Below are 12,442 nucleotides of genomic sequence, written 5' to 3' on the forward strand. Positions count from 1 at the left end.
GCTGAGGACATCGCCGGCGCAATATCGGCGCGAATTCTCCAGAAGGACCGACCAGGGCGAGCGCATGACGTACGTTCTGTCGTCCTGATCTATTCAGTCCCGCTTGACCTGATGTGCCGGATTGCCGACCACCGTGGTGTTCGCAGCCACGTCGCGCGTCACCACCGCGCCGGCGCCGACGATGGCACCTTCACCGATGCTGACGCCGCCAAGGATGACGGCTGAGCCGCCGATCCACGCATTGGCGCCGATCTCGACCGGCTTGGCGATCTCCAGTCCAGCTTGCCGCCCAGCGACCTCCTTGTGATGCTCGGCGCAATAAATCTGCACATTGGGACCGAGCAGCGTTCCCTTGCCGATGCGCACACTCGCCGTGTCGAGGATGGTGCAGCCGGCATTGAGGAAGACGCCGTCGCCGAGAAAGATGTTGAAACCATAGGCGCAGTGAAACGGCGCCTCGATGCGGGCACCCTCGCCGGCGTTGCCGAGTAAAGCTTTCAAGCCCGACCCGAGATTGCCGCGCTGCCGCGGCGGCAGGCAATTGTGCTCGAACACCGCGTCACGCGCTACCACACGCAAGGACTCCAGCTCATCATCGAGGCAGGTGTACCATTCGCCGGCCGCCATCTTCACGCGCTCGCTTTCGGCTATGACGCGGTCTCCAGTTCACGTCCTTCAAAAGCACAAGTGCGGCCAACAGAAAAGCGCCGATGCAAGTACTGGTCAAATATTGGACCTATGGTAGCCTGCGTCTCAAGGCCGTCCTGGCCCGGTGATCGAGGGGGATCGACCATGCTCTACATTCTCGCACTTCTGATCGGCGTCGTTGCCGGTCTTCGCGCCATGACGGCGCCGGCTGCCGTTGCCTGGGGCGCTTATCTCGGCTGGCTGCCGGTTGCCGGCACCTGGGCGAGCTTCATGAGTCACTGGGCGGCTGTCGGCATCTTCACCATCCTGGCCATCGTCGAACTGGTCACCGACCAGTTGCCGTCGACGCCGAGCCGTAAAGTGCCGCAGCAATTCGGCGCCCGCATCGTCATGGGCGCCTTCACCGGCGCGGTGATCGGCGCGACAGGCGGTGCCACCATCGGCGGCTTGATTGCCGGCGCCATCGGCGCCGTCATCGGCACGCTGGGCGGCGCTGAAGCTCGCGGCCGGCTCGCAGCCGCCTTCGGCAAGGATCCGCCCGCCGCCTTCATCGAGGACGCGGTGGCGATCATCGGCGGCCTGCTGATCGTAGCGGCGGTGGCATGACGACGAAAACCTTCGACGCCATCATCATCGGTGCCGGACAGGCTGGCCCTCCGCTGGCCGGCCGACTGACGGCCGCCGGCATGAGCGTGGCGCTGATCGAGCGCAAGCTGGTCGGCGGCACCTGCGTCAACACCGGCTGCATGCCGACCAAGACCATGGTCGCCAGCGCCTACGCCGCGCATCTTGCGCGCCGCGCCGCCGACTATGGCGTGACGCTCAGTGGCCCCGTCGGCGTCGACTATGCCAGGATCAAGGCGCGCAAGGACAAGGTGACGATCGACGCCCGCACCAATCTCGAGACCTGGATTGCCGGCATGGACAAATGCACCCTCTATCGCGGCCATGCGCGTTTCGAATCCGCCAACACGGTGCGCGTCGGCGACGATCTGCTGACCGCCGAAAAGATCTTCCTCAACACCGGCGGCCGAGCCTCGGTCCCAGACCTGCCTGGCATCCACGACATCGACTATCTGACCAATTCCTCGATGATGGATCTCGACGTGCTGCCGCGCCATCTCATCGTCGTCGGCGGCAGCTACATCTCGCTCGAATTCGCACAGATGTTCCGCCGCTTCGGTAGCGAAGTTACCGTCATCGAGAAGAGCCCACGCCTGACCGGCCGCGAGGACGAGGATGTCTCCGCCGCCATCCTGTCGATCCTCGAAAACGAGGGCATCACGGTCCATGTCGGCGCCGACGACATCGCTTTCGCCAGACAGGGCCAGGACATTGCCGTAACCTTCTCCGCCGGCAAACCGCCGGCGGTCGGCTCGCACGTGCTGCTGGCTCTGGGGCGGACGCCCAACACCGATGACCTCGGCCTGGAGAGGGCTGGCGTGGAGGTCGACAAGCGCGGCTTCGTCTCTGTAGACGACCAGTTGCGCAGCAGCGTGCCCGGCATCTGGGCGATGGGCGACTGCAACGGCAGGGGCGCCTTCACCCACACCTCCTACAACGACTACGAGATCGTCGCCGCCAACCTGCTGGACAACGATCCGCGCAAGGTCAGTGATCGCATCGAAGCCTATGCGCTCTACATCGACCCACCGCTCGGCCGCTGCGGCATGACCGAGGCCGCGGTGAAGAAATCCGGCCGTCGCGCGCTGGTCGGCCAGCGGCCGATGACCCGCGTCGGCCGCGCTATCGAAAAGGGCGAGACGCAGGGCTTCATGAGGATCCTGGTCGACGCCGACACCAGGCAGATCCTCGGCTGCTCGGTGCTCGGCCCCGGCGGCGACGAGGTTATCCATAGCGTACTCGACCTGATGTACGCCAAGGCGCCCGTCGACACGCTGGCGCGTGCCGTGCACATCCACCCGAATGTCTCGGAGCTGTTGCCAACCATTGCCCAGGAATTGAAGCCGCTGGTTTGACAGCCTGTTAGCGACCCATTTCAAAGCTCTTCCTTTTCTGCATCGCTGCGATGCAGCAATGCAGCTTGCGCACGGTGGCGTCCTTCGCGCAGTCTCAATTTGAACCGATTCAGTCTGGACGCCCCATGCCCTTGCCGATCCTTGCGCTTGCCATTGCGTCCTTCTGCATCGGTACCACCGAATTCGTGATCATGGGCCTGCTGCCCGAGGTCGCAGCCGACCTCGGCGTATCGATCCCTTCTGCCGGCCTGCTGGTTACCGGATATGCGCTGGGCGTCGTCTTCGGCGCGCCGATCGTGGCGATGGCCACCGCGCATTTGCCGCGTAAGCCTGTGCTGGTCGGGCTGGCCGTCCTGTTCGTCATCGGCAATCTGTTTTGCGCCATCTCGCCCAACTACTGGACGCTGATGGCCGCGCGCGTTTTCACCGCTTTCGGCCATGGCGCCTTCTTCGGCATCGGCTCGGTCGTTGCCGCCAGCCTGGTGCCGCGCAACAAACGCGCCAGCGCCATCGCGCTGATGTTCGCCGGGCTGACGCTGTCCAACATCCTGGGTGTTCCCGCCGGAACCGCACTTGGCGAAGCGTTCGGCTGGCGCTCCACCTTCGTTGCCGTGGTCGGTATCGGCCTGATCTCGGTGGCAGCGATCGCCTGGCTGGTGCCGTCCGATGTCGCCCAGCCAAGCGGTGGCGGCCTGCGCGGCGAGCTGCGCGTGCTGGGCAAGCTGCAGGTCTGGCTGGCCATGCTGATCGCGGCGCTGACCTCCGCAAGCCTGTTCACCGTCTTCACCTACATCAAACCCTACCTCACCGAGGTATCGGGCTTGTCGACCTCGGCAGTCACGTGGGTTCTGCTGCTGTTCGGCGCGGGCATGACCATCGGCAACATTATCGGCGGCAGACTGGCCGACTGGAAACTGATGCCGACAGTGATCGGCACGCTGCTGCTGATGGCCCTGCTTTTCGTTGGCTTCAGGCAGTTCGGCGCAATCGCCAGCGTTGCCGTCGGCATCGTCTTCCTGTGGGGCCTGCTCATCTTCGTCGTCGTGCCGCCGCTGCAGATCCGGGTCGTCGAGGCGGCCTCCGAGGGACCGAACCTCGCCGCCACGCTGAACCAGGGCGCCTTCAATGTCGGCAATGCCAGCGGCGCCTGGATCGGCGGCGTTGCCCTTTCCGCCGGTGTTTCCTATGCCAATTTGCCGCTGGTCGGCGCAGCACTCGCTTTGTTGGCGGTCACCGTCGCCGTGCTGTCGCAGGCGCTGGACCGGCGCGCGCCGGTCATCCCGCTTCCGGCTGAATAGCCTCTTGCGCCCATAGCGCGGCGGGCTGGACCAATCGACATCGGCGCCTTCAAATCGCATGTCTCTCGCTCTTGATGGAGGAAGTCATGCAGAAATCGATCGAGCGCATCGCCGGCGAAAGCGAAGGGGTTTCCTACGAATTCCCGCTGTTCCGCTTCACTGGTTCCGACAAGGCTGCTCCTTCGGCATACCTACAGGCGGCACTCCATGCCGGCGAGTTGCCGGGCGTCGTCGCCATCGACGCGCTGATGCCGATGCTTGCCAAAGCGGAGGCCGAAGGCCGCATCAAGGGCAATCTCACCGTCGTGCCCTGGGCCAATCCGATCGGCCGGGCGCAATATCATTTCGGCGAGCATCAGGGCCGCTTCCATCTGGGCACGCGCACCAATTTCAACCGCGGCTTTCCGCTACTCACCGCGCCCGACACAGCGCTCTTGCCCGACACCACCCTTGGCAGCGTCGACCAGCGGCTGAAGACGCGGCTGGTGCAGCTCTCGCTCGGCCATGACATCGTGCTCGACCTGCACTGCGATGACGAGGGCCTCGCCTACCTCTACGTCCACACCAGCCTGTGGCCTGCCATGGCCGATTGCGCCGCCGCCATGGGCGTCGACGCGGTCGTGCTGTGGAGCGACGACACCGACGGCACCTTCGAGGGCGCCTCGATCATGCCCTACCAGAACGTCCCCGCCGATGTGGCCAAGCTCGACCGCCGCGTCGCCACCACCGTCGAATATCGCGGCATCCTCGATGTCGACGGTGCCCTGGCCGCCGCCGACGCCGACGGCCTCTACCGGCTGTTGGTGGCGCGCGGCGTGATCGCCGATAGCACCCTGCCCGCGCCGGGTCCTTTCACCGGCTTCGTGGCGCCATTGGAAAACATCGACATGATGCCGGCGCCACGGGCCGGTGCCGTGCTCTACGACGTGAAACCCGGCGACCGCGTCGCCAGGGGCGCGCGCCTCGCCACCATCGTCCATGCACCGGGTGAAGCCGACGGCCGCACCGAGGTGTTCGCGCCGCAGGACGGCATCATCCTGACCCGCCGCTCGCGCCGCATCATCCGCGCCGGCGAGGATCTTCTGAAGCTGGTCGGCGACAGGAAGAGCACCGACGCCCGGTCGGGAACGCTGGAGGACTGACTTAACCCGAAATAGCCAGTCGCGCCTTCGCCTCCAGCCATTCCGCCATCTGCCGGTAAGGCACCGGGCCGTGGCTGATGCGGGCGACGCCGAGTTCGGCCAGCCGCTGGCGCGGCGGCACGTGCCCCAGCGCAATGATGTTGACCGGCAACGCGATTGCCTTGCAAAGCGTCTCGATCAGGTCCTCATCGCCAAGACCCGGCGCAAAGAAGCCGTGTGCGCCGGCTTTTTCGAAGGCCTGCGCGCGCTCGATGGCCTGGTCGAGCAGGACGTCGTCATGCGCATCCGGTTTCGCCTTGAGGAAGATGTCGGTTCGGGCGTTGATGAACGCCGGTATGCCGGAGGCCTTGACGGCCGCTGCCGCAGCTTCGATGCGTTTTACCTGAACAGAAATGTCGTGCAGGCCGGTGCCGCCGACAACCTGGTCTTCGAAATTGAAACCGATAGCGCCGGCCCGTAGCGCCAACGTCACCGTGCGAGCCACAATCTCCGGATCGACGCCGTAGCCGCCCTCGAGGTCCATGGTCACCGGCAGGTCGACGGCAGTGACGATGCGCTTGATGTTGTCGAGCGCCAGCTCCAGCGGGATTTTCTCGCCATCGGCATAGCCGAACGCGGCAGCCACCGGCCAGCTTCCGGTGGCGATCGCCTTGGCGCCCGCTTTCTCGACGATCTTGGCCGAACCCGGATCCCAGACGTTGTAGAGAACGATCGGGTTTCCCTTGACGTGGAGGGAATGGAACGTCCGCGCACGCTCGATCTGCTCGGTCATGGTGTTTTCCCGTCTCCTGCTGTTAGAGGAACAGTCTAAGCGGCACTGTCCGCCCTGGCGATGTGCCATGAGACGCTGAAGCGGCGGCCACCGGACAGGCTTTTCAAATCAGTTGCGCATCCGGTTTTTCGCGGCTATGGATTTTCGCCATGAACATGCGTTCGATCAAGACCATTTGGTGGTGGGCCTGCTGACAGCGGCCTGTTCGAACACGTGCGCGTGAAAAGAGAGGGTGGCCGCAACGGAAAGTCCGGGCGGCCATTTGTTTTTTCCAAGCCATTCCCGGGTCCGTTGCCCCAAGACGCTGATGGAGACGGCAATGACGATAAAGCTTCTGGAAAACGGCGCGGAAAGTTTCGTGACCGCGGGTGGCATCACCATCACGCGCGCGCGCCACGACCGGCCCTATGCGGGCGCGATCGACGCTTACGTTGACGGCCTGAATTCGCGCCGCGGCGCTGTATTTTCCTCGAACTATGAATATCCCGGCCGCTACACGCGCTGGGACACCGCCATCATCGATCCGCCACTGGTCGTCTCGGCGCGCGGCCGTGCCATGCGCATCGAGGCGCTGAACCGCCGTGGCGAGGCGCTGCTGCCGGTCATCGGCAAGGCGCTCGCCAGCCAGGCGGATGTCACCATCGCCGAGACGTCGAAGACACTCATCCGCCTCGATGTCGCCAAGCCCGGCCGTGTCTTCACCGAGGAGGAGCGCAGCCGCGTCCCTTCAGTCTTCACGGTGCTGCGCGCCATCACCGCTCTGTTCAGGACCGAGGAAGACGCCAATCTCGGTCTCTACGGCGCTTTCGGCTACGACCTCGCCTTCCAGTTCGACCCGGTCGACTACAAGCTCGAGCGCAAGCCAAGCCAGCGCGACCTGGTGCTTTTCCTGCCCGACGAGATCCTGGTCGTCGACCATTATTCCGCCAAGGCCTGGACCGACCGCTATGACTATGCCGGCGAGGGTTTTTCGACCGAAGGGCTGCCGCGCGACGAAATCGCCGAGCCGTTCAAGAGCCCTGACCGCATCCCGCCGCGCGGCGACCATGAACCGGGCGAATACGCGGATCTGGTGCGCAAGGCGATGGATTCGTTCAAGCGCGGCGACCTGTTCGAGGTCGTGCCCGGCCAGATGTTCTACGAGCGCTGCGAGACGCAGCCATCCGAGATTTCGCGCAAGCTGAAAGCCATCAATCCGTCGCCCTATTCCTTCTTCATCAATCTGGGCGAAGGCGAATATCTGATCGGCGCCTCGCCGGAAATGTTCGTGCGCGTCAACGGCCGCCGCGTCGAGACCTGCCCGATCTCAGGCACCATCAAGCGCGGCGACGACGCCATTTCCGACTCAGAGCAGATCCTGAAACTGCTCAACTCGAAGAAGGACGAATCCGAGCTGACCATGTGCTCGGACGTCGATCGCAACGACAAGTCGCGGGTCTGCGAGCCGGGTTCGGTGCGCGTCATTGGCCGTCGGCAGATCGAAATGTATTCGCGCCTGATCCACACGGTCGACCACATCGAAGGCCGGCTGCGCGAAGGCATGGATGCCTTCGATGCCTTCCTGTCGCATGCCTGGGCGGTCACCGTCACCGGCGCGCCGAAACTGTGGGCCATGCGCTTCATCGAACAGAACGAGAAGAGCCCGCGCGCCTGGTATGGCGGTGCGATCGGCATGGTCAATTTCAACGGTGACATGAACACCGGCCTGACGCTCCGCACCATCCGTATCAAGGACGGCATTGCCGAAGTGCGGGCCGGCGCCACATTGCTGTTCGACAGCATTCCCGAGGAAGAAGAAGCAGAAACCGAACTGAAGGCATCCGCCATGCTCTCCGCCATCCGCGACGCCAAGACAGGCAATTCCGCCAGCACCGAGCGAACCACCGCGCGCGTCGGCGACGGCGTCAACATCCTGCTGGTCGACCACGAGGATAGTTTCGTCCACACGCTGGCCAATTATTTCCGCCAGACCGGCGCCAACGTCTCGACCGTTCGCTCGCCGGTGCCTGAGGAAGTCTTCGACCGGCTGAAACCCGATCTCGTCGTGCTGTCGCCCGGCCCCGGCACGCCGAAGGACTTCGATTGCGCCGCAACCATCAAGAAGGCGCGCGCCCGCGAACTGCCGATCTTCGGCGTCTGCCTTGGCCTGCAGGCATTGGCGGAGGCCTATGGCGGCGAACTGCGGCAGCTGCACATACCGATGCACGGCAAGCCGTCGCGCATCCGGGTCTCCAAGCCCGGCATCATCTTCTCGGGCCTGCCCAAGGAAGTGACCGTCGGCCGCTACCACTCGATCTTTGCCGATCCGGTGCGCCTGCCCGACGATTTCATCGTCACAGCCGAGACCGAGGACGGCATAATCATGGCCTTCGAACACCGCAAGGAGCCTATCGCCGCGGTACAGTTCCACCCGGAATCGATCATGACGCTCGGCCACAATGCCGGCATGCGCATCATCGAGAACATCGTCGCCCACTTGCCCCGCAAGGCCAAGGAAAAGGCCGCCTGACGATCATGGCTGAAGCCGAGAACACGATGGCGACCGCGGCCAAGGCGGCCGCGAAGCGCAAAATCGCCAATCTTGCCTTCTGGTCGATTATCGTCGCTTTTGTCGTGCTCGCGCTGAAGGCTGCCGCCTGGTACGTCACCGGCTCGGTGGCGCTCTACTCGGACGCCTTGGAATCGATCGTCAACGTCATTGCCTCGGTTGCAGCCTTCTGGGCGATCCAGGTCAGCCACAAGCCGGCCGACCAGGACCACCCTTTCGGCCATCACAAGGCCGAGTATTTCTCGGCGGTGCTGGAAGGCGTGCTGATCGTGCTCGCCGCCCTTTTGATCCTCAACGAGGTCTGGCGCCACTGGCAGACCCCGGCACCGCTCGAACAGCCCTGGGAAGGTCTTGCCGTCAACGGCGTCGCTACGGTCATCAACGCCTTCTGGGCCTGGACGTTGATCCGCGCCGGCAGGGCGGAGAAATCACCGGCGCTGGTTGCCGACGGCAACCACATCATGACCGACGTGGTCACCTCGATCGGCGTCTTCGGCGGCCTGGTCGGAGCGATCCTGACCGGTTGGCAGATCCTTGACCCCGCACTTGCCGTCCTCGTGGCTTTGAACATCCTGTGGCAGGGCTGGCATGTCATAGGCTCGTCGATGAACGGCCTGATGGACCGCGCCGTCGACACCCAGGAACACATGCGCATCCGTGACGTCATCTCGGCCAATTGCAAGGGCGCGCTCGAGGTGCACGACCTCAAGACGCGCATCGCCGGCCGCGCCACCTTCATCGAGTTTCATCTGGTCGTCGACGCAGACATGTCGGTCGGCGCCAGCCATGTCATCTGCGACCGCATCGAGGACGCGCTGAAGGCCGAAATCCCCTCGGTGCGCGTCACCATCCATGTCGAGCCCGACGACGAGGCCAAGCTGCCGAAGGGCACGACGGCCGTGCCGTTCGCCTGAGGCGATTTCCTGTAGCGACTTGGGAAAATTAACCGAAGCTTCTCGACTTCGTCATCCACGGGCGAAGCAGGAGCGAAGCTCCGTCGCGGAGACCCGAGGATCCATGCCGCGACCTTCGTAGAGTGCAGCGGAACAGAATTCTGCACCGCAGCAGCGCTCAGATGTCACGCATGGATCCTATGGTCTGCGCCGCCAGTCTCTATCGGCCTTCCAAAGCTGCCTCAACAAAATCGTCGTCAAGTGGCCCGGTCAAACTGTCGAGCCAGACCCAATCCTGCGCAAGCGGTTCGAGAACGACCGCTCGGCCCTCGCGACGGATTGAAATCTCGCCGGTATCGAAACGGTATTTCTTCGGCATGCGTACTGCTTGCGATCCGCCAGACCAAAAGACTTTTGCCTTATCCATTCGCGCCCTCCATTGAAGCTCAAGGCGAGCAGGCCGATTGCGGCATTGGCTGCAGCCGGTAGACCTTGTCGTCGGATTTCGTCTTGCCGTCGGCGGCCTTCGAACACAGGTCGACGATCGCGAGCGCGCTGTTGGGGTTGGCCAGCATCATCGTGCCATTGGCGCCACGCTTGAGGAAAATCTCCTTCTGCGCGATGTCGCAGGAAGAATCGCTCATCTTCGAACTGGCCGCGCAGCGCCACTGATCGGCTTCGCCCTGGCAGGAATAGGTCTGCGTAACCTCAGCCGATTTCTGCCGTGTGGTGACGGTAACGGCAATGTCGGCGCCGTCTGGCCAGTTGGCGGCGTCGCCACCCGAGGCGAAGGACGCCAGCTCTACCTTGCCGCGGAAAACCCGGATCGACCGGGTGAGTTGATCGGGGTGCGAGCCGAGATGCGCTGCATCGTAGTCGCGCCCATAGCAGAAGGCCTGGTCCGGCTTCAGCCGCTCGCGCAGCGGCGGGCCTAGCGCCGGGTCGACCGGATCGATGCGCGCGAACTCCGCCTTGCAGGTCGCCGCTGGGATCGGGTCGAGGCGAAAATTGTCGTCATCCTTGCCGAGTGCCTGCCTGCTATATTCCGCAGCGCCAAGCTCTTCTTCCGAACCGGCATCGAGATAGATGTCGGGCTGCAGATCCGAGAGGAACAGCCGGCCCTTGTCGTCGACCTTCAGCGACGCAAGCGTCCGGTCGCATTCCATGCCGCAATGAACCGGGCCTGTCTTGCCGTCCTCTGACGCATGATTGCACCAGCCGCCGGCCCATTCCGGCGACTTGGCGCCGCGCACGGTGGTGGCGATGAAAGCATTGTAGGACGTGTCGGAATTCACGGTCGGTTCCTCGTTCGGCCGGCTGACCGGATCATGGCCGTAGTAGAAGAAGATCCGCGTCACCTTCTGCTTCGGGTGCGCCTTGAGATGCCCCGCATCATAGACGCGGCCGAAACAGGCATCAGCGCCGTTCGGACTGAGTTCGGTGAGCTTCAGCGCATCGTCGGCGGAGGCCGATCCGGCAAGCAAGCCAAGCAGCGCCGCGCCAAACCCGGCGCCGGCGACTGTCTTCCATTCCCCTGCCCTGAACGCCATGTGATCTCTCCTCCGCATCGACAGGACGCAACGCCAATTTATGCTAGTATTGCGGCCGCAGCCACGCAATTCGCGGCGGGCCGCCAAGCGGAGGAGGATTCCATGCGTCGGCGCGATATGTTCCGCGCGGTTCTTGCCGGAACCGGAACGCTTCTCGGTTTGCGGGCAGCACAGGCAGCCGCCACCGAGCCCGCAAGGCAAAAAGTCGCCTACCACTTGAGCGACACCGACAAGGTCAATTTCGTGCTCGGCAACATCAAGAACCACTATGAGGGCACCGGCGGCAATGTCGACATCGTGCTGGTCGTGCATGGTCCCGCGCTCGCGGCCTTCAAGTCGAAAGGCATATCGGCCGCGATTTCCGGGCGCTTCGCCGGCCTGGTGCGGCAGGGGCTGGAACCCCATGCCTGCGCCAACACCATGCAAGGCATGGATATTTCGCTCCCCGACCTGCTCGCCGGGTTTCATGCCGCCGACAAGGGCGGCGTCGTCAAACTCGCCGAACTGCAAGGCCAGGGTTACGCCTATCTGCATCCGTAGAGCGGTTTGTTGGGCGCAAATTCCCGAGGGAAAGCGCTACTCGCTTTGCCGGGAAACCGCTCCACACGTTTCCTTGAATTGCTCAAAGGCTTGAACACCGGGGTGGCAAGGGCCTACGAAGGACAGGCAGACCTCCCGGAGGAAGAACCGTGCCAGCCACCACACTCAGCATACCCGATCTTGCCGGCAAGGCAGTGCTGGTCACCGGTGCGTCGACCGGCATCGGAGCGGCGCTCGCGCTGGCCTATGCAGCGCAGAAATGCAAGGTGGCGCTGCACTACAATTCGAGTCAAGACGCCGCCGAGAAGCTCGGCCTGACGATTGCCGACAAGGGCGGCGAGGTGTTTCTCGTTCAGGGCGATTTTTCCGTTGCCGCCGATGTCGAGCGCGTCGTCGAAGACAGCGCGCAATATTTCGGCCGCCTCGACGGGCTGGTCAACAATGCCGGCGGCATGCTTGGCCGCATCCCTTATGCCGAGCAGACCGAGGCGCATTACGACGCTGTGATGGACCTCAATGCGCGCTCGGTGCTGACTGCTTCGCGCAAGGCGATCCCGTGGCTGAAGAAACAGGGCGGCTTCATCGTCAACACCTCCTCGATCGCCGCGCGCAACGGCGCCGGCGGCGGCGCCGGGCTTTACGGCTCGGCCAAGGCCTTCGTCTCCAATGTGACGCGCGGCATGGCCAAGGAACTGATCGGCTTCGGCATCCGCGTCAACGCGGTAGCGCCCGGAACCATTCTCACCCCGTTCCACGAGCGCTATTCGACCGACGAGCAGATGAAGGGCATGGTCGCCACCATTCCGCAGGGACGCGCCGGCACGGCGCAGGATTGCGTCGGCGCCTATCTGTTCCTCTCTTCGGACCTTCTCAGCGGCTACATCACCGGCCAGGTGATCGAGGTGAATGGCGGCCAGTTGATGCCTTGAACGGCTACCGGCATACTGGCGGTCTGCATGTTCTTGTCGAAAACCTCAAAGGGAGACAACGGAATGTACGGACTGATCGGCAAGATGCGGGCGGCGCGCGGCCAGCGCGACGCGGTCATGGACCTTCTGCGCGACAGTACAGG

At 64.0% G+C, this 12,442-nt stretch carries 12 protein-coding genes and 1 pseudogene; 9 read left to right on the forward strand and 4 right to left on the reverse strand.

The window, feature by feature from the left end:
* Window positions 1-93 precede the first annotated feature (93 nt).
* Window positions 94-651: a sugar O-acetyltransferase gene (locus tag EN964_RS10375; protein WP_127266541.1), complete on the reverse strand. Its 558-nt coding sequence runs from the start codon at window positions 649-651 to the stop codon at window positions 94-96.
* A gap of 141 nt (window positions 652-792) precedes the next feature.
* Here EN964_RS10375 and EN964_RS10380 point away from each other — a divergent pair, with 141 nt between their 5' ends.
* The 4 genes from EN964_RS10380 (at window position 793) to EN964_RS10395 (ending at window position 5,067) form a co-directional block, all read left to right on the forward strand.
* Window positions 793-1,254 carry a DUF4126 domain-containing protein gene (locus EN964_RS10380; protein ID WP_127266540.1) on the forward strand — a complete coding sequence of 154 codons (462 nt, stop codon included), beginning with the start codon at window positions 793-795 and terminating at the stop codon, window positions 1,252-1,254.
* Window positions 1,251-2,627, forward strand: a complete 1,377-nt coding sequence (locus EN964_RS10385; RefSeq protein WP_127272314.1) for an FAD-containing oxidoreductase — start codon at window positions 1,251-1,253, stop codon at window positions 2,625-2,627. The genes EN964_RS10380 and EN964_RS10385 overlap by 4 nt, the downstream gene beginning before the upstream one ends.
* A 125-nt stretch (window positions 2,628-2,752) precedes the next feature.
* The gene (locus EN964_RS10390) at window positions 2,753-3,925 is read left to right on the forward strand and encodes an MFS transporter (protein ID WP_127272313.1); all 1,173 of its coding nucleotides are present in this window, start codon (window positions 2,753-2,755) and stop codon (window positions 3,923-3,925) included.
* An 86-nt stretch (window positions 3,926-4,011) separates the two neighbouring features.
* Window positions 4,012-5,067, forward strand: a complete 1,056-nt coding sequence (locus tag EN964_RS10395; protein WP_127276338.1) for a succinylglutamate desuccinylase/aspartoacylase family protein — start codon at window positions 4,012-4,014, stop codon at window positions 5,065-5,067.
* A 1-nt stretch (window position 5,068) separates the two neighbouring features.
* Here EN964_RS10395 and EN964_RS10400 read toward each other — a convergent pair whose 3' ends face one another.
* Window positions 5,069-5,839 carry an isocitrate lyase/phosphoenolpyruvate mutase family protein gene (locus tag EN964_RS10400; protein ID WP_127273278.1) on the reverse strand — a complete coding sequence of 257 codons (771 nt, stop codon included), beginning with the start codon at window positions 5,837-5,839 and terminating at the stop codon, window positions 5,069-5,071.
* Between the two features lie 319 nt (window positions 5,840-6,158).
* On the opposite strand from EN964_RS10400, the gene EN964_RS10405 reads away from it, so the two are divergent.
* Together EN964_RS10405 and EN964_RS10410 are read left to right on the forward strand one after the other, a co-directional pair.
* Window positions 6,159-8,348, forward strand: a complete 2,190-nt coding sequence (locus EN964_RS10405; protein ID WP_127271719.1) for an anthranilate synthase — start codon at window positions 6,159-6,161, stop codon at window positions 8,346-8,348.
* Window positions 8,349-8,353: 5 nt separating this feature from the next.
* A complete protein-coding gene (locus tag EN964_RS10410; protein WP_127271270.1) occupies window positions 8,354-9,301 on the forward strand; it encodes a cation diffusion facilitator family transporter in 948 nt (315 codons plus the stop codon).
* Window positions 9,302-9,500: 199 nt separating this feature from the next.
* Here the strand turns inward: EN964_RS10410 and EN964_RS10415 are convergent, their stop codons facing one another.
* Together EN964_RS10415 and EN964_RS10420 are read right to left on the reverse strand one after the other, a co-directional pair.
* Window positions 9,501-9,707 (reverse strand): antitoxin, encoded by a 207-nt coding sequence (locus tag EN964_RS10415; protein ID WP_032808618.1) that lies wholly within the window; start codon window positions 9,705-9,707, stop codon window positions 9,501-9,503.
* Window positions 9,708-9,726: 19 nt separating this feature from the next.
* A complete protein-coding gene (locus EN964_RS10420) occupies window positions 9,727-10,830 on the reverse strand; it encodes a hypothetical protein (protein ID WP_127271717.1) in 1,104 nt (367 codons plus the stop codon).
* A 102-nt stretch (window positions 10,831-10,932) separates the two neighbouring features.
* On the opposite strand from EN964_RS10420, the gene EN964_RS10425 reads away from it, so the two are divergent.
* The 3 genes and pseudogenes from EN964_RS10425 to EN964_RS39215 all read left to right on the forward strand — a co-directional run.
* The gene (locus EN964_RS10425; RefSeq protein WP_127270547.1) at window positions 10,933-11,370 is read left to right on the forward strand and encodes a DsrE family protein; all 438 of its coding nucleotides are present in this window, start codon (window positions 10,933-10,935) and stop codon (window positions 11,368-11,370) included.
* 149 nt (window positions 11,371-11,519) lie between these two features.
* Window positions 11,520-12,299, forward strand: coding sequence for an SDR family NAD(P)-dependent oxidoreductase (locus EN964_RS10430; RefSeq protein ID WP_127270549.1), 780 nt, complete (start codon window positions 11,520-11,522; stop codon window positions 12,297-12,299).
* Window positions 12,300-12,362: 63 nt separating this feature from the next.
* A pseudogene (locus EN964_RS39215) lies at window positions 12,363-12,442 on the forward strand (antibiotic biosynthesis monooxygenase); the annotation flags it as partial.

Origin of the sequence: Mesorhizobium sp. M7A.F.Ca.CA.001.10.2.1 (assembly GCF_003998575.1) — a bacterium.
GTDB lineage: Bacteria > Pseudomonadota > Alphaproteobacteria > Rhizobiales > Rhizobiaceae > Mesorhizobium.

What these genes read in the sequence shown, in the direction of transcription:
- EN964_RS10410 (WP_127271270.1), top strand. Translation starts at nt 8,354, where the DNA reads ATGGCTGAAGCCGAGAACACGATGGCGACCGCGGCCAAGGCGGCCGCG.
- EN964_RS10425 (WP_127270547.1), top strand. Translation starts at nt 10,933, where the DNA reads ATGCGTCGGCGCGATATGTTCCGCGCGGTTCTTGCCGGAACCGGAACG.
- EN964_RS10390 (WP_127272313.1), top strand. Translation starts at nt 2,753, where the DNA reads ATGCCCTTGCCGATCCTTGCGCTTGCCATTGCGTCCTTCTGCATCGGT.
- EN964_RS10380 (WP_127266540.1), top strand. Translation starts at nt 793, where the DNA reads ATGCTCTACATTCTCGCACTTCTGATCGGCGTCGTTGCCGGTCTTCGC.
- EN964_RS10400 (WP_127273278.1), bottom strand. Translation starts at nt 5,839, where the DNA reads ATGACCGAGCAGATCGAGCGTGCGCGGACGTTCCATTCCCTCCACGTC.
- EN964_RS10405 (WP_127271719.1), top strand. Translation starts at nt 6,159, where the DNA reads ATGACGATAAAGCTTCTGGAAAACGGCGCGGAAAGTTTCGTGACCGCG.
- EN964_RS10415 (WP_032808618.1), bottom strand. Translation starts at nt 9,707, where the DNA reads ATGGATAAGGCAAAAGTCTTTTGGTCTGGCGGATCGCAAGCAGTACGC.
- EN964_RS10395 (WP_127276338.1), top strand. Translation starts at nt 4,012, where the DNA reads ATGCAGAAATCGATCGAGCGCATCGCCGGCGAAAGCGAAGGGGTTTCC.
- EN964_RS10385 (WP_127272314.1), top strand. Translation starts at nt 1,251, where the DNA reads ATGACGACGAAAACCTTCGACGCCATCATCATCGGTGCCGGACAGGCT.
- EN964_RS10420 (WP_127271717.1), bottom strand. Translation starts at nt 10,830, where the DNA reads ATGGCGTTCAGGGCAGGGGAATGGAAGACAGTCGCCGGCGCCGGGTTT.